We start from the raw sequence: 17,328 nt of genomic DNA, 5'->3' as shown, positions 1-17,328 counted from the left end.
CTATTTTTTCGTTCCATAAGTCACCATTAGCTGGATTCTCTTCGGATTCGTATTTGTTTTATCTACTCCTGTCAGAATAATTCTGTTCATATCAAATGCTCTTGTTGTGTTACGAACTCCCAAAAGAGTTCCTGTAGTACTTGCTGCAAATGCTCCTGCATTGATAATTAATGGTTTATTAACAATCGGCTGTGTAGCATCTCCTACTGTTTCTGTTTTTCCCTCAACAATATCCTTGACTGTTTTTGTAACTACAAAATCATAATAACCAGGATTCTCTTTATAATAATATAAACCTAGTCCGTTTGTAAGATCTGAAGTGAATGTTAACTTTGAGTAATCAATTTTACCCGCATTTAATGTATTGTTTAAAAGTGTAAACTTACGATCTTCAGTAGAACCTGTATTTTTCCATGTTGCAGGATCCAGATATACTCTGATCTTAGCACTTACAATACCTGCCTTATCTTTATTATAGATCTCCTTAAGTTTTGTGATGGTCTCATCCTTAATTTTCACTACCACAGAAGGGCCTCCCATTCCCTGAACAAAAAGTCTTTCATCTCCTTCATTAGGGTTACTTGCAGCCAGTGCAGCTGCAGCAGGTGATCCAGATCTGTTATACTCATACAATCCGATATGAGCATTAGCACTTCCTAGGTTGAAATTAAGTGTTGTTTGTGGTCTTGTGGTTGTTCCGTTGTCTGTCTTATCATATTTATAATACATGATAACCTGCAAGTCATTAGGAGAGAACTGATACAGATATCTATCCGTTTCGTCCACAGAAATTTTTATTCCTTTAAAATATCTGATAAAGTTAGCAGCATCCTGAAGTTCAGGTTTTCCTTTTTTATCAAGAATATGAGTCTGGAAAAAATTTGTATTACTTAACTTCATTCTGAATCCTAAGTTTCCTGAGAATACAATTGAATTATCAGATTTTTTTGTAATAGATAAAGAACTCACGTTCCCATCAAATACTCCTGAACCTAACAGCTCACCAGTACTTATTGATGCATTGGAACGTTTTAGAGCATCATTATTTGCATCTAAGAACGTAGTTACTTCGTGTACATTGATTTTCATTGATTTTGAAGCCCCCCCTATTTTACCATATTTACGAACAGGATAAGTTTTTTTCTCAATGGAAACTTCCGTAGCTACTCCGTCTACTGGGAAATCTGTTTTTGTATATGTATTTGTTCTTAATGAATCACCTTCAAAGAAGTAAGTATTCGAAGCTGTATTTGCAGGAGGTCTTACTACAAGGACTACTGAATCTACTTTTGGATTTGCGCCATTGAAGTCAAAATTATCCGTTGGCATTCTCAGCTGGGTAACATAAGATGCTCTTTGCATTCCAAACTGGGATTCAGTAAAGGCTCCAAGAACAGCAACATTTGTAGTAACACCTGATTCACTCAACCCACTGATTAGTCTTGAAGCATCACTTCTGATTGAATCGTTGTTATCATAATTGTATGCAATAACAGGGTATGCAATTTCATTGCCCTGTGCTGCATCACCATTAAACAGCTGCTCACCAAGAGAATCCGGATCCGGTTCACAATTATAAAGGAATGCACTTCCAAATATCGCCAATAGAAGCATGGCGAAGGTCTTTTTAAGATTATGAGTCATTAAAAATGTGTTTTTAATAAAGTTGATTTATAGAATCTACGTCCAGATATTCCGATTTCTGGGTTGCTGTTTCATTGAAAGCCTTATCCAGGTCTTCATCCAGAAACTCGTCACCTTTTACAACGGCATCTACATAGTTCATACTTTCGATAACAAAACTTTTAATAGTTGGGTTATCTAACGCTTTTAATCCCGAAATATTATCAAACTGTAACTTTTCATCGATCTTTTTGTCCAGGTCAGCATCTTTCTCATTGTAAAGAGAAAGTACAATTTTTGCGTCTTTGAAATAAGTATCGGATTCGTAGTAAGTTTTAAGATAAATTGGAACAAAAGAAGACATCCATCCATTTAAATGGATAACGTCCGGCACCCAGTTTAGTTTCTTAATGGTTTCAATAACTCCTCTGGCAAAGAAAATAGCTCTTTCATCATTATCTTCGAAAGGGTTTCCTTCATCGTCGAAATAATATTGTTTTCTTTTGAAGTATTCTTCATTGTCAATAAAGTAAACCTGAAGTCTTTCCCCCGGAAGAGACGCTACTTTAATGATTAGAGGCTGGTCCAGATCATTAATAATAATATTCATCCCTGAAAGACGGATTACTTCATGAAGCTGGAACTTTCTCTCACTTATTTGTCCAAATCTTGGCATAAAAACTCTTACATCATTGCCTTCTTGGTGCATCTTAAGTGCCATTTTGTTTACCACTGCAGCCATATTTGTATCTTCCTGATATGGATACATCTCTGTAGTAATGTACAGTATTTTTTGATTCGGCATAAACTTTCTATCTAATTTTTGTAAAAATGCTTTAATGTGCAAAATTACAAAAAAACATCCAACATTATTTTAATTAACATTTTTTTACGAAAATTCCCTTTTTCAAATTATTAAAAGTACATATTATTATGCGATATTTTTAGTATTTTTGAAATAGTATTAAAATAAACTATGGAAGTTCTAAAAAACAGAAAAGTCCTTCAGGATTTCATTGAAAGACAGAAAGAAATGGGAAAAAGAATTGGCTTTGCCCCTACTATGGGTGCCCTGCACAATGGCCATCTTTCTCTGTATGAAGAGGCAAGAAAAGAAAATGATCTTGTCATTTCTTCAATTTTTGTAAATCCAACTCAGTTCAACAATCCTGAGGATCTTGAAAAATACCCAAGAGATGTTAACAGAGATATCCTTATTCTTCAGAATTCAGGCCTTGTAGACGCTGTCTACATCCCAGAGGTAGCAGATATTTACCCTGAAAAAGCTGAAAGCCAGTCGTATGATTTTGACGGACTGGAAAATGAAATGGAAGGCAAATCCAGACCGGGACATTTCAACGGAGTAGGAACTGTTGTAGAAGAGCTTTTCAGACAGGTACAGCCTGATAATGCTTATTTTGGTGAAAAAGATTTTCAGCAGCTTGCTATTATTAAAAAAATGGTGGAGAAAAAACATCTTCCCGTTAAAATAACCGGAGTTCCTATTTACAGGGCAGAAAACGGACTGGCACTGAGCTCAAGAAACCAGAGACTTCATGAAGACCGAAAAGAAGCTTCTAAAGTAATTTATGAGACTTTAAAAAAAGTAAACGACTGGTTCAGAACTGTCAGTATCCCGGAAATCAAGGAAAGAGTAGCTGATATTTTTGATGATCAGAAGGGTATGAAGCTTGAATACTTTCTGATTGCTGATGAAAATACATTACAGGAGACAGATTTTTTCTATAAAGACAGAAATTTCAGAGCCTTCATCGTAGTTGTAGTAGATGGAGTAAGATTAATTGACAACATACATCTGGATTAATCTTTATCTATTAAAATATATTATCCCTGGCTATTTCAGCTGGGGATTATTATTAAATACAAAAAAACAAAACGAGATGAAGTTTAGACTTGAGTTCATACAAAAATCAAAGGCCTCCTGAAGGAAGCCTTTGAAACACCAAATCACAAAATATTAATATGAAAAAAATTTACTTTTCAGTAAACTTGTGACCCGGCTGGGATTCGAACCCAGGACCCATACATTAAAAGTGTATTGCTCTACCAGCTGAGCTACCGAGTCGGCCACAATTAAAATGAAATAAATTTCAATATTAATTATAAAATTTTCTTTGCAGTGCCTGCGACTGGACTCGAACCAGCACATCCTTAGGAAACCACCCCCTCAAGATGGCGTGTCTACCAATTTCACCACGCAGGCAATAAAATTACAAATTCAGTAACTTTTATTGCTAGTGACCCGGCTGGGATTCGAACCCAGGACCCATACATTAAAAGTGTATTGCTCTACCAGCTGAGCTACCGAGTCGGCCACTTATGCAACAAGTTTTCATTTAAGTAATGTCCCTTGTTTTAAGTGGTGCAAAGATATGACTTTTTTCTTTATCTCAAAACTTTTTCGCAAATTTGTTAAAAAAAATTTCATGGTAATTTCATTGATCGGATACATGGGAAGTGGCAAATCTCACATTTCCAAAATATTAAGCGAAAAAATAGATTTTAAATTAATTGATCTTGATAAAGAGATTTCCAGAAGAAATAAATTAACTATCCCTGAAATTTTCGAGAAAAAGGGAGAAATTTACTTTAGAAAACTGGAAAGAGAGGCGCTTGAAGAGATATTGGCTTCTGAAGAAAATGTTGTCTTAAGCCTTGGTGGAGGAACTCCTGTATATTATAATAATATGGAGATTATTAATCATAACTCCAAGAGTATTTTTTTAAGAACAGGAGTTGGGACATTGGTGGAAAGACTTTCAAAACAGAAAGAAAAAAGGCCATTAATTGCCAATATATCTGATGAAGACCTGCCGGAATTCATTGCCAAGCATTTATTTGAAAGAAATCAATTTTACAGCAAAGCACAATTCACTGTAGGGACAGATTCCAGAGAACCGGAAGACATTGTCAACGAAATAATAGAAAAGCTCTATCTCTAGAGCTTTTCTATTTTTATATTAATCTTCATCCTCATCTTCACCGCCGGTCTCTCCGAAGAAATCATCCCAGTCTGTAAAATCGGAGTCGATATCATTGCCTACATATTCATCCATTTCTCTTCTGTCTTTTTTGGTAGGTCTTCCCTCTCCTTTGTTTCTGTAATAGTCTTGTGACATTTTACGGAGCTTCAACAGTTCGTACTGCTCTTTATCTGTCACATCCTGAATATGAAGAGGAACCAGCTTGGCCCCAATTCTGCTTTTAGGAATCTGAATTACCTTTATTTTATAATCAATCTGATTCTTACGGATTTTAATAGTATCTCCTTCTTTTACCTCTTTAGATGACTTTACGGCAGACGTTCCTATAGAAACCCTATTCTTTTTAATCTCCTCTGCTGCAATACTTCTCGTCTTATAAAAACGAATGCTCCATAAAAATTTATCTATTCTCATAATTTTTTATACTTTTGCCGTTATATTATTTGTAAAGTAATTAAAGTTTTTTGAAATGAAAAAAATATTTTTATATATCCTTGCAGGATCTTTGTGTTTTTCTGCTTGTAAGAAAGATGATGACACATCACCCTATGTAGAACCGGAAGATATTGCTACGCAAAACACCTATGATGATCAGGCAATTAAGAAATTCATGGATGAGAATTATCTGGATGCGCAGGGAAATATAAAAGCTTTCAGCTCTACGGACACGTCAGATGATAATGAAAAAAAATTATCTGAGCTTTCGCCTGTAACGCTTCCTTCAGGAACAATCTATATAATGAGAAGCGGTGCTCAGCCTGTTAATCCTACACCTAATCAAACCATCAAGGATGATGATATTATCAAAATTATGGGAAGAGGATACTCGTATCTGGCCGTTAATTCTGATGGAAACACTACGTTTCAAGCAAAAGCCGCCTTTTTAAATACCATTGACGGAACGGGTGTACCTGTTATTGACCCAATGTATTATTATGTAAAGAAATCAATATTGAGCACTGTTACTACCCCGGATGCTGCAAAAAAAGCAAAATATTATCAAATTCCAGGATTTAGAGAAGCTTTACAGAAATTCAAAGCATTTGATAATCTTACCGGTGAAACACCTTATAACTTACAAGGAGTAATCATCGTTCCTTCCAGAGCTGCTTTTGCAAGAAATCCTCATTATCCGTATTTAAATACTTCTTATAGAAATAAATCTTTTGTATTCAACTTTCAGATTTATGGAAGAGAGGACAGACCAAGTGATGACAAACAAACACAGGAACAACAGCAATAAAATAAAAAATAATTATATAAAAAAACACCGTTATTCAAACGGTGTTTTTTTATGATGTAAACTGTAATTACGGTCTTGCTTTCTGTTTTACATTTCCTAAGATATCAGGGAAATAAAGGTCTGCAAGGTGATCAAACTCATCACCTCTCATAAACATGGTGGCATCTACTTCTTCATAAGAGCTTCTTCCTGCAGCAGCAATTAATTCATTACAGGTATGGAGTGTATTTTTGTGGAAGTGATATACTCTTTCAGCTTTATCCGTCACATCAAGTCCTTTAATAAGCATTTTATCCTGGGTTGCTACTCCTGTAGGACAGTTATTAGAGTTACATCTCAATGCTTGAATACATCCTAGGGAGAACATAAATCCTCTGGCATTGTTACACATGTCTGCACCCATTGCGACTGCTCTCAGAATATCAAGACTGGTAAGAACTTTACCACTGGCAATCACTCTTAATTTACTTCTCAGGTTATAGTTATTAAGCGTTCTGTTCACAAATATCAAAGCAGGCTCCAATGGCATTCCTACTCCATCAGAGAATTCTGGTGGCGCAGCTCCTGTTCCTCCTTCTGCTCCGTCTATAGTAATGAAATCAGGATAAATTTTCAATACATTCATCTGCACACAGATATCTTCAAATTCTTTGGTATCACCGATACAAAGTTTAAAACCAATTGGCTTTCCTCCTGAAAGTTCTCTTAACTGCTGTACAAACCTCAGCAATCCGGCAGCATCAGAAAAAGCGCTATGGGATGGTGGTGAAATAACAGTCATTCCCGGTGTTACGTGACGAATCGCTGCAATTTCCGGTGTATTTTTTACTCCCGGAAGAACTCCTCCGTGTCCCGGTTTTGCTCCCTGCGATAATTTGATTTCAATCATTTTAACATTAGGAAGCGTGGAATATTTTGTAAATAATTCAGGGTTGAATTTCCCTTCCTCGTCGCGACATCCGAAATACCCTGTTCCGATTTGCCAGCAAAGATCTCCTCCTTCCAGGTGATAAGGTGAAATTCCTCCTTCTCCTGTATTATGGTAAAAGTTTCCTTTTTTGGCTCCTCTGTTCAGTGAAATCTGTGCTCTGTCACTCAAGGCCCCGAAACTCATTGCTGAGATGTTAAATAAAGAAGCATGATAAGGCTGTGTACATTGTTCTCCTCCAACCCATACTCTCGGAAGTTCTTCTGATGGTGATTTTGCATAAATAGAATGCTTGATCCCTTCATACTTTCTGTGATTTACTTCCAGCTGCGTACCAAAAGCTACCGTATCACTTAAGTTTTTTGCACGTCTGTATACTGCAGAACGCTGGTTTCTTGGAAATGGCTTCCCATCTGTTTCCCTTTCAATAAAGTATTGCTGCATTTCGGGTGAAATACTTTCGAAAAAATACCTGAAGTATCCCAATACAGGAAAGTTCCTCAAAATAGCATGTTTCGATTGGTAAGCATTGTAAACACCCAATGCATAAATTGCGGATAACAGCGTAGGTATCCAATAATGCGCTCTGATCAGTATTGCTATAATCCATGTAGCAGCTACTAATACAATTCCCCAAGATAAAAACTTATCTCTCATGAATGTAGTATTTAAAAGTTTAAAAATAAATTTAGTAGAATTTTTGCAAAGAGCCTATGCTTTTGCTAAAAAATTTTGGTAAGAAGATTGCACAGAAACCGTGCCATCTGACAGTATTTTTTCTAAATTTAGAAATTCAATTTGATTGATGGATGCAGGATCAAAGTCTTTCTGGACTCTCACATAGTTTTCTGTGAAGCCAAACATTTTCCCGTCTTTATTTTCGTGCTCCCAAAGAACAGGAAGCGTTTTTCCAAGTTGTGTCTGATAAAATGCCATTTTCTTCTTTTCAGAAAGAATTCTCAGCATTTTATTACGTTTTTTTCTTTCCGCAACAGGAACTACTCCTTCCATTGCTGCAGCTTCCGTATTTTCTCTTTCAGAATAGGTAAATACATGAAGGTAAGTGATAGGAAGCTCATTAAGGAAATTATAAGTTTCCATAAATCTTTCTTCTGTTTCTCCCGGGAATCCTACAATAACATCCACGCCGATAGCCGCATGAGGCATAACCTCGCGGATCTTGTTCACTCTGTCATGATAAAGCTTGGTCAGGTAACGACGTTTCATCTTTTTTAGAAGATCATCGCTTCCGGATTGTAACGGAATATGAAAATGCGGAACAAAGCTTTTGCTTTTAGAAACCAGTTCAATACTTTCATCTTTCAAAAGATTAGGTTCGATCGAAGAGATACGGATTCTTTCTATTCCTTCTACCTTATCCAGTTCTGAAATAAGATCAAGAAAGGTATGTTCGTGTTTTTTATTTCCAAATTCTCCTTTACCATAATCACCTATATTCACCCCTGTAAGAACAATTTCTTTGATATCTTTCGCAGCGATCTCCGTAGCATTTCTAAGAACATTTTCGATGGTATCAGAACGTGAAATTCCTCTGGCTAATGGAATGGTACAGTAAGTACATTTGTAATCACAGCCGTCCTGTACTTTCAGGAAAGCTCTGGTTCTGTCCCCAATAGAATAACTTCCGATAAAGAAATCGGTTTCTTCAATTTCACATGAATGCACTACGCCTTCACTCTCAGATTTCTCCAAATCATCCAGGTAGCTCAGAATATTGAATTTTTCTTTTGCTCCTAAAACCAGGTCCACTCCTTCAATCTGTGAAATTTCTTCAGGCTTTAGCTGTGCATAGCATCCAACAATTACCACCAGTCCTTCCGGATTGGCTTTCATTGCTCTTTTCACGTGAAGTTTACATTCACGGTCAGCATTTTCTGTCACGGAACATGTATTGATAACATACACATTCGCTTTTTCATCAAAGCTTACCTTATCATAACCTGCATCTGTTAATTGACGGGCAATAGTAGATGTTTCTGCAAAGTTTAATTTGCAGCCAAGTGTATGAAACGCGGCAGTTCTGTGAAAAGTAGACATTTGTTACTCCTGAATTTTATGGGTGCAAAGATAGTAATTTTAATAAGAATCCAAGATTGATTCAATCTATTGTTTATATTCGTCTCTTACCTCGGGGCTGTTTTGAAGGCAGACAGGCGATGAATTGGTATCCGGATCCTGATTTGAAAATTTGGTTTTCATTTCTGTATTAAACTGTTGAGATCGGTTTCTGGCAATTGAAAGCGTATTCCAATCTTCATTCTTTATCATTTTCGCAATATAAACAATCTGTCCAATGTGGTAAGGATAGTGAGCCAATTGACGAAGAACGGCATCAATAACCGGATGTGCTTCTCCTCTGATGTACGTTGTGGAATAGAGATTCTCCTCGTTTATTTTATCAAGAGCATCAAAAAAACATTTCCAGCCCTTTTCCCAAAAATCAAGAACCTGTTGTTTAGTGGTAAAAGTATTGACAAATTCTCCATCACGGTTACGCCAGGATTTCTCACCATCTTCAGTCAGGAAATTGGTCCATCTTGAAAGCATATTTCCTGCAAGATGTTTTACAATAATTGCAATAGAATTACTTTCTTCATTATACTGCCAGAACATCTGCTCATCTGTTAACTGTTCAAAGGTTTTATCACCAAGAGATTTATAGTATTCAAAGCGTTTTACAAACAGGTCTTTCATTCTTTCTATTCTATTTCCTAATTTAATAACTTTTAAAACTAAAAACCACCTCAATTGAAGTGGTTTTTTCTATCTGTTTTATTATTATTCTCTGTTTTTCACCAGAACCCAGCCTGTATATTTTATGGCCGTATTCTTTTTATCATTTTCATTCCATGTGATAGAATACCAGTATGTTCCTGTAGGGACTCTTCTTCCTCCCTGGGTACCATCCCATTTATAGCCATTGGATTTGTCTGCCTGGAAGATTTTATTTCCATAGCGGTCAAAGACATTCATGATCAGGTTTTGTTTGTTCGCTAAGGCTGAATAATCAATCACATCATTTATTCCATCTGCATTAGGGGTAATCACATTGATCAGATTAGGGACAACAATTCCTATTTCTATCGGATCACAGTCATAAGCATCTTTTACATATATTTTATGATCTCCTCTGGAAAGGTTATTGAAAACATTGGAATCCTGCCAGATGATATTATCAATTGAATATTTATAGGCAGGAGTTCCACCTATTACGGATACTGTGATTGTGTTGTTCGAAATATCAATCCCGGAAACAACCGGCTGCTCGGAAGGAAGTACTTTTACAGTTTGTGTGGTAACACATTCTCCTGTTTTAAGTTTTACCCAATATACTCCTATTCCTGCTTTAATCGTTTGTGTAGTAGCTCCTGTACTCCACTCGTAACTTTTAAATCCGGGTCCTGCATCCAGCGTAGTCTGGTCTTCTGCACAAATAGTCACATCTTTAAGTTTATCAGAATAGACAGGCGGAATAACGATCAAAGTAACTTTAGCGACATTATAACAACCCTGAGCATTAGAAACCCTTATGTATACAAAACCATTGGGTGCAATGTAATTATTGGGATTCAGGATTTCATTGGTCTGATTAACAGCATCTGTCAATGAAGGATAATATTTTTTTGTCGGATTGGTCTGCCCGGTTACTGAAGCATTGACAAGATTGAAAGAAGCGGTGGCTGGGCTGGCTTCGATGAAACATGATCTCAGGGTTGTTTCATTCACAACCACTACCGGATAAAATTTCAAAGTAATCTGTGCGACTGCAGTACAACCAAATTCTGAGATTACCTTTACATAGATAATTCCTTCTGCAGAAACAAATGCCATTGGGGTGGTAATCTCATTGGTTCCGGCATTGAGATCCGCCATTGTAGGATAGTATTTCTTAGTAACATTTGGGTTTCCAATAACGTCCGCTGTGGTTAAGTCAAATAAAGCAGTCCCTGCATTATTATTGTTACATTGGGTCAAAATCGCATTTTTGGCTGTAATAGAACCATTTTTAAATTTAAATGTTCCAACCTGTTTACATTTATTAAGCGGATTAGATGCATTGGCCGGATCGGTATAATTGATACTGTAATAATAGACAGTTGTTGTATTGACTGTAATAGGAGCTGTAATAGGATTATTCCCTGTTAAGGCATCATTCTGACTCAGATGATAACTTACCCCAAAATTTTGATTTCCGTTGAGAATTCCGGAGGATAAGGTAGAAAAATCAAACAAAGCTGTAGCAGAGCATATTACAACCTCTCTTGGGTCTGCAGGATTTGCCGCCGGAATCCCCGGAGGAATAAATGGCTGAGTCTGAATATTTGGATCGGTAAATGGTGAAGCCAGTGTGGCAGTTCCTCCCCACGTTAAAGAAAACGGTGCTGTAGTAGAACTGGTGCTGCTCACCCAGTTATCGATAAATAAATAATAAGTCTGTCCCGGCAAAACATCAAGATATCTGCAATAAGGAGTTAAAGAACCTCCTGCAGCACTTAAAAGCGTACTTGTCATATTTAATCCTGTTGCAGGACCAGGCCCAATAACGGTTGCCGCATTACAACGAATAGGTGATCCCAGACTTCCACAGTTTACATTGGGGCCAAAAATTGCCCAGTCGTAATCAGCATCCGGATTATTAGGAACCAGATCGAAGGTAAGCGTTCCTCCTGTAGCAATTGTAATTTTATACCAGATTGAATTGTGCTCCCCTGTAAAGTCTATGCAGCTTCCTGAGTTAACCAATTCTTTTATATTACCATACCCAGTAGGGCTATACGTGATATTTGAATTTCCGCAAACGGAAAGAGCGGTAGCACAATCGGCCTGAGCATAGAAAGTATGAGAGAGACATAGAAGTATAAAAAGTAAAAGTTTTCTCATAGATTGAATGTTTTTATGGTTATAGCAGTTATACATTGCATTGATAATCAATGCACATCAAATATAACTTTATTTTAATTAAAAACAATAAAATCTAAACAATTTTAAACTATTACAAATTAAAACATTAAATAATTCAAAATAATCTACATTATATCAAATTATACAACAAATAATCAAATACATAATATTTATTTTATACTTGTAATATTTCCACAGAGATTTTCCAGGTGAAATATTTTATGGAAAGGACTTTTTACTTCTCTTAAATGTTCTTTATCCTGAATGAAGGTATATCGTGAAGCAATAGAATTCATATCGGAAACAATGACCAGCCAGCATTCATCTACCGAGGTGTCATAATATGGGAATTTTTCGTTCTTTTTTTCGATGAGTTCCAGAATCTTTTCAGAGCATAGTTCATCAAACAGATTCATGCTGTATTCATGGGTTATGAATACATTTCTGCGATGGAAAGATTTTCTTACACTTTTTACACATCCCACTCCTTTATTTTTTTTGATGCTCTTATAAATGCTGATGATATTTTCCTGTTGTATTTCCAGATTATCAAATTTGGTTTCCGGGTGGAATTCTAAAAAATAAACACCACGATATTTCGTAGTGTCTTCCTGTTCTAATAATATTTCTGCCTGACGGAACATTTTATTCAAAGTACTTTCTACTTTTTTCATTTCCAGATGATTGATCACTTCAGTCAGTTCTATTCCGATTTTTTTGTCGTTTAATTTGGCGATAAAGTCTGGACTCTCGCAGGTAAGGTTTTCAAATTTCACTTCGGGAAAATGATGCATAAAAGAATTGAGAAGCAGAATCTCGGATTTCTTTCTGTATTTTTCACGGTCATGCAGCGGAGATTCATCTATGGTCCGGTGATACTTTTCCATTGGCTTTTTTTTCAAATGCCGATTAAGGTAGTATAAGCTAAGATTCTTTATCAGATCTTCTTCAGAAAACGTCTTTTTCATGTGTGATTTTTTTATTTAATTAAAGAACACATGCAGCCAATGGCTTTCATCATTAAAAGTTTTTGATAATCAAAAATTTACCCTCTTAAAGGTAAGTAAAAAAACAATTCAATACTTAGTTTTTTTATTAATTTATCGATTAATTAATGTAAAGTTTATTTTCATAATTAATACCTTTGCCTTTTTAAACACAAACCCACATTTATGGATTTCAGGAATTTCAGAATACCTTACACGATTAATCCTCAATATTCAAAAAAAGCCGTTTATTTCTCAATGGAATTTGCTCTTGAGCAGGTACTGAAAATATATTCAGGTGGACTTGGCTTTCTGGCAGGATCTCACATGAGAAGTGCTTATAATCTTAAGCAGGATCTTATTGGAATCGGTATCCTATGGAAATTTGGTTATTATGACCAGGCAAGAAACCACGATCAGACTTTACAACCTGTATGGACGAGAAAGATGTACAGTTTTCTTGAAGACACCGGAATAAAATTCCAAATTGAAATCCATAGTGCTCCGGTTTGGGTAAAAGTTTGGTACCTTGATCCTGAAATTTTCAATACGGCACCCATGTTTTTCCTTTCTACGGATGTTCCGGAAAATGATCATGTTTCCAAAACAATCTGTCACAAGCTGTATGATGCGAATGAATCTACAAAACTTGCTCAATATATTTTATTGGGGAAAGGAGGAGCCAAGCTACTGGATGAAATGAACATTGAGAGAGAGGTTTACCATCTTAATGAAGCTCATGGACTTCCGGCAGCCTTTTATCTTCTGAGAAAATATAACGGAGACCTTGATAAAGTTAAAGAAAAACTGGTTTTCACCACTCATACTCCTGAAGAAGCTGGTAATGAAAAGCACAGCTTTAGATTATGTTATGACATGTCCTATTTTTCGGGATACAGCATGGAAGAAGTGAAAAAGATTGAAGGATCTGATGATGACCGTTTCAATCACTCTCTCTGTGCATTAAGAATGGCAAGAATGGCCAATGGCGTTTCACAGCTTCATGGAGTCGTTTCCAGAGCCATGTGGAATAAATATCCGGGAATCTGTGAAATCACTTCTATTACTAATGCTCAGGAATTTAAATATTGGTCTGATAAACCTTTATACAATGCAAAAGATGAAAATGATGCCACTGCTTTCGATTTCCGTAAGAAATATTTAAAGAAAAAACTGTTCAGTATTGTTGCCGATCAAACAGGAAATTTATTTAATCCTAATATCTTTACGATTGTATGGGCAAGAAGATTTGCAGGCTACAAAAGAGCAGAGCTTCTTTTGCATGATAAGGAGAGATTCTACAGACTTCTGAACCATCCCAAATATCCGGTACAGATCATCTGGGCAGGAAAACCTTACCCAATGGACTACTCTGCTATTTCCACCTTCAATACACTGGTGGAAGAAAGTAAAAATCATAAAAATATAGCTGTTCTCACAGGCTACGAGCTTTCTTTAAGTAAGTCTTTAAAACAAGGTTCTGATGTATGGCTTAATAACCCAAGAGTTCCAAGGGAAGCTTCCGGAACTTCTGGTATGACGGCTGCTATGAACGGCTCTGTCAATTTATCCACAGACGACGGCTGGATTCCGGAATTTGCCAAACACGGAGAAAATTCTTTCGTTGTTCCTAAAGCAGATTATCAGAATATGAGCATTTATGAACAGGATAATTATGATTTAAATACATTATATGAAATCCTTGAAAACGAAATTCTTCCCACGTATTATGATCGCCCTGATGAATGGAGAAAAATTCAGCATAATGCCATGAATGATGTGAAAGATCATTTCAACAGCGACAGGATGGCGGATGAATACTACCGGATCCTCTATAATAATCAAAAATAGAATTAATGAGTAATGTCTTGAACACACCTGAATCCGGTATGTTCAAGACTTGTATCAGGGCTGCTTTTCATACGCCGGGCCACCCTGTATCCACTGCAATAGCTATCATTGCATAAAAAGCTTCCTCCACGAAGGCTGCGCTTTACACTATAAGGTTCCTGAGGGTCATAAGACTTGTCAGCACCCTTCGGGTTTAGAGCCATTGTGCCTTCCAGTTTTTTATAGTAATCATAATTATATAAATCGCTGCACCATTCCCAAACATTTCCCGCCATATCATACAATCCATATCCATTGGCTTTAAATGATTGTACAGGGGCAAGGGTACTATAACCGTCTTTCTTTTCATTGAGGTACGGAAACTTTCCTTCCCAGCTGTTTGCTTTAGGAGTTCCTTCATTGACGGGTTCATTTCCCCATGGATATATATTATTTTTTAATCCGCCCCGTGCTGCAAATTCCCATTCTGCTTCTGTGGGCAAACGTTTACCAGACCATTTACAATAAGCCTGTGCATCATCCCAGCTTATATGTACTACAGGATAGTTGTCTTTTCCTTCAATATTGCTTCCCGGTCCCTCAGGATGTTTCCAGCTAGCACCTTTTACCCATTTCCACCATTGGTTGTAATCATTCAGATGCACAGGTCTGCTGGTAGGTTTAAATACTAATGAAGCAGCTACCAATATACTATCCGGAGGTTTCGGAGTACCCTTAGGAAGGTTTTTCTTTAATTCGTCCCAATCGGGTTTACGTTCTGCCGTTGTGATATAGCCTGTAGCATTTACAAATTTATTGAACTGTGCATTCGTCACTTCTGTTATATCCATATAAAACGGAGAAACCTTCACTCTATGTTTAGGGTATTCATCTGGATCAGCCTGACTGTTATCGCCTCCCATATCAAACTCTCCTCCAGGGATTAGCACCATTGCTTCCAGAGAAGTTTTTCCATTAAAACTGATATGAGAAGAATCTGTTGTCCCTAATCTCTTCGGAATAGTCATGCAGGTATGCCCGGGTTTATTTCCCACAGGTTCTACGGCTTTATTTTTACTACAGGAACATACCAAACTTAATACTCCTGTACAAATTATCATCTTTATGGAAAACATCATCTTTATCTGAATATTTACAGTTTTTTATGATTTCGGTTTACTGTATCTCCATCCTTTTTTCAACTGAAGTGAAAGCTGATTGACTAATTTTTTAGAAGAAACTTCTTCAGCAATATTTATATTTTCATCAGGATCATTTTTATGATCATAAAGTTCTCTGGCCAGATAGTCTCCGGGCTTTTCCGTTTCTTTATTCCATTCGAACCATTCTACATATCGGTACCGGTCGGTACGGATCGCATATCCCATTCTTTCTACATTTTGCACACCTCTCGTTTTTACTCCGAATCTGCCTAATAAAAACTGGCTGTAGGCTGCTGCTTTCCAATTACGTTCAGGATCCGAAAGCAAAGGTTTCATACTGATTCCCTGAAGATAATCGGGAATTTTTATTCCGCTCATATCACATAAAGTAGGATAAATATCAACAAACTCTGTAAGTGCATTGCTTGATTTTCCTTTTGCCTTTACTCCTGCCCCGCTGATAATAAGCGGCACTCTGGTATCAATCTCGTAATTGCTCTGTTTACACCAACTGTTATGCTCTCCAAGTTTCCAGCCATGGTCTCCCCACAATACAATAATGGTATTTTCACTCAGTCCTAATTCATCCAAGGCTTTTAAAAGCCTGCCTATCTGAGCATCTGTATAAGAGACAGAGGCATAGTAAGCATGGAGAATTTCCTTTTGCTTTTCCAAATCATATGGCTTTTCCGATGGTAAAGGCAGGTCTGATCTGTCCGTATACCCTCTCAGTTCAGCATCACCATGTACGGCAAATTCCGGAGCATTTTCAGGTATGAATTGATTTTTCGCAAGAGGTATATCATTTCTGTTATACAGATCCCAGTATTTTTTAGGCGCATTAAATGGCAAATGCGGACGATAATAACCTACTGAAAAAAAGAAAGGCTTATCTTTTCTTTTTAATTCTTTCAGCTTTTGAATGGCCATAGTCGTTTGTGCTCCATCATAATAAGCATCATCATCAACATCTGCCATTTCAACGGAATTGGACTTTGTATAGATAAATCCATAAACATCCGGCTTGGCTTTTCCCATTTTCTGCAGAGCAAGCTCCTTTTCTTTCTGAATCATCTTGTTTTTCTCCAGCTGATACACTGCGTCCGGATCAAAAGGGTATCCATTTACATGAAGTTCTTCATTCCAGGATTTATCATCAGGTAAAGTGTTATGAAAGGTTTTTCCAATTCCTACTGTATAATAACCATTATTTTTAAAGATCTGCGGAAGGGTTACTATATCCGGCAGATTTTTCCTGAAATCTGTCTGAAGATCCCATACACGAACGGAATCTGGTCTTAGACCTGTCAGAAGGCTTGCCCGTGAGGGGTTGCATACAGCCTGCTGGCAATAGGCTCTATTAAAAACAACTCCTCTTGCTGCAAGTTTGTCCATATTAGGAGTTTTTATAACTGTATTTCCATAGCAGCCCATTTCAGGTCTTAAATCATCAATAGGAATAAACAGGATATTGGGTCTTGTTTGCTTGATAGCGGATCTTACACTTTTTTTAGGTTTGGGATTATCTTTATTAAAGCTTACACCTCTCACCGCCATGCAATTACAAATCAATATAATGAATACTATTTTTAAAAAGTTGAAATTCTTCATGAGGTATAATTTTCTT

The 17,328-nt window shown here is 36.7% G+C and carries 14 protein-coding genes and 3 tRNA genes; 4 read left to right on the top strand and 13 right to left on the bottom strand.

The window, feature by feature from the left end; translation table 11 throughout:
- Both PZ898_RS20065 and PZ898_RS20060 read right to left on the bottom strand, forming a co-directional pair.
- Nucleotides 1–1,644, bottom strand: coding sequence for a DUF4270 family protein (locus PZ898_RS20065; RefSeq protein ID WP_277694047.1), 1,644 nt, complete (start codon nt 1,642–1,644; stop codon nt 1–3).
- 13 nt (nt 1,645–1,657) lie between these two features.
- Nucleotides 1,658–2,428: a glycogen/starch synthase gene (locus PZ898_RS20060; protein WP_034693703.1), complete on the bottom strand. Its 771-nt coding sequence runs from the start codon at nt 2,426–2,428 to the stop codon at nt 1,658–1,660.
- A 171-nt stretch (nt 2,429–2,599) separates the two neighbouring features.
- Here PZ898_RS20060 and panC point away from each other — a divergent pair, with 171 nt between their 5' ends.
- Entirely contained in the window at nt 2,600–3,448 is an 849-nt protein-coding gene (panC, locus tag PZ898_RS20055; protein WP_062675475.1) for a pantoate--beta-alanine ligase, read from the top strand.
- A gap of 188 nt (nt 3,449–3,636) precedes the next feature.
- Here the strand turns inward: panC and PZ898_RS20050 are convergent.
- From PZ898_RS20050 to PZ898_RS20040, 3 genes are all read right to left on the bottom strand, one after another.
- Nucleotides 3,637–3,709, bottom strand: a tRNA-Lys gene (locus tag PZ898_RS20050).
- Nucleotides 3,710–3,764: 55 nt separating this feature from the next.
- Nucleotides 3,765–3,847 (bottom strand) — tRNA-Leu (locus PZ898_RS20045).
- Between the two features lie 35 nt (nt 3,848–3,882).
- Nucleotides 3,883–3,955 (bottom strand) — tRNA-Lys (locus tag PZ898_RS20040).
- A 115-nt stretch (nt 3,956–4,070) separates the two neighbouring features.
- Here PZ898_RS20040 and PZ898_RS20035 point away from each other — a divergent pair.
- Nucleotides 4,071–4,586: a shikimate kinase gene (locus PZ898_RS20035; RefSeq protein WP_034693808.1), complete on the top strand. Its 516-nt coding sequence runs from the start codon at nt 4,071–4,073 to the stop codon at nt 4,584–4,586.
- An 18-nt stretch (nt 4,587–4,604) separates the two neighbouring features.
- On the opposite strand, the gene PZ898_RS20030 is transcribed toward PZ898_RS20035, so the two are convergent.
- Complete coding sequence (locus PZ898_RS20030; RefSeq protein ID WP_062675476.1) at nt 4,605–5,042, bottom strand: RNA-binding S4 domain-containing protein; 438 nt, start codon at nt 5,040–5,042, stop codon at nt 4,605–4,607.
- A gap of 55 nt (nt 5,043–5,097) precedes the next feature.
- Between PZ898_RS20030 and PZ898_RS20025 the strand changes: the two genes are divergently transcribed.
- Nucleotides 5,098–5,871, top strand: a complete 774-nt coding sequence (locus tag PZ898_RS20025; RefSeq protein ID WP_062675477.1) for a hypothetical protein — start codon at nt 5,098–5,100, stop codon at nt 5,869–5,871.
- 67 nt (nt 5,872–5,938) lie between these two features.
- Here the strand turns inward: PZ898_RS20025 and PZ898_RS20020 are convergent, their stop codons facing one another.
- The 5 genes from PZ898_RS20020 to PZ898_RS20000 all read right to left on the bottom strand — a co-directional run bounded on the left by PZ898_RS20020 (nt 5,939) and on the right by PZ898_RS20000 (nt 12,690).
- Nucleotides 5,939–7,456, bottom strand: coding sequence for an FMN-binding glutamate synthase family protein (locus PZ898_RS20020; protein ID WP_216445326.1), 1,518 nt, complete (start codon nt 7,454–7,456; stop codon nt 5,939–5,941).
- Nucleotides 7,457–7,510: 54 nt separating this feature from the next.
- Nucleotides 7,511–8,857 (bottom strand): tRNA (N(6)-L-threonylcarbamoyladenosine(37)-C(2))-methylthiotransferase MtaB, encoded by a 1,347-nt coding sequence (gene mtaB, locus PZ898_RS20015; RefSeq protein ID WP_120233447.1) that lies wholly within the window; start codon nt 8,855–8,857, stop codon nt 7,511–7,513.
- Between the two features lie 66 nt (nt 8,858–8,923).
- Nucleotides 8,924–9,514, bottom strand: coding sequence for a DUF1572 family protein (locus tag PZ898_RS20010; RefSeq protein WP_062675480.1), 591 nt, complete (start codon nt 9,512–9,514; stop codon nt 8,924–8,926).
- An 84-nt stretch (nt 9,515–9,598) separates the two neighbouring features.
- Nucleotides 9,599–11,701, bottom strand: coding sequence for a T9SS type B sorting domain-containing protein (locus tag PZ898_RS20005; protein WP_277694046.1), 2,103 nt, complete (start codon nt 11,699–11,701; stop codon nt 9,599–9,601).
- A 191-nt stretch (nt 11,702–11,892) separates the two neighbouring features.
- Nucleotides 11,893–12,690, bottom strand: a complete 798-nt coding sequence (locus PZ898_RS20000; protein WP_062675481.1) for a hypothetical protein — start codon at nt 12,688–12,690, stop codon at nt 11,893–11,895.
- Nucleotides 12,691–12,894: 204 nt separating this feature from the next.
- On the opposite strand from PZ898_RS20000, the gene glgP reads away from it, so the two are divergent.
- Nucleotides 12,895–14,559 (top strand): alpha-glucan family phosphorylase, encoded by a 1,665-nt coding sequence (gene glgP / locus PZ898_RS19995; protein WP_062675482.1) that lies wholly within the window; start codon nt 12,895–12,897, stop codon nt 14,557–14,559.
- Nucleotides 14,560–14,561: 2 nt separating this feature from the next.
- Here the strand turns inward: glgP and PZ898_RS19990 are convergent, their stop codons facing one another.
- Both PZ898_RS19990 and PZ898_RS19985 read right to left on the bottom strand, forming a co-directional pair.
- On the bottom strand, nt 14,562–15,659 hold the full coding sequence (locus tag PZ898_RS19990; RefSeq protein ID WP_228432392.1) for a formylglycine-generating enzyme family protein: 1,098 nt from the start codon (nt 15,657–15,659) through the stop codon (nt 14,562–14,564).
- A gap of 42 nt (nt 15,660–15,701) precedes the next feature.
- Nucleotides 15,702–17,312: a sulfatase gene (locus PZ898_RS19985; RefSeq protein ID WP_277694045.1), complete on the bottom strand. Its 1,611-nt coding sequence runs from the start codon at nt 17,310–17,312 to the stop codon at nt 15,702–15,704.
- Nucleotides 17,313–17,328 lie beyond the last annotated feature (16 nt).

The organism is Chryseobacterium sp. WX (assembly GCF_029542485.1).
Lineage (GTDB): Bacteria > Bacteroidota > Bacteroidia > Flavobacteriales > Weeksellaceae > Chryseobacterium > Chryseobacterium cucumeris.
Note: the sequence above shows the minus strand (reverse complement) of the source record. Positions and strands in the feature narration are given on the sequence as shown.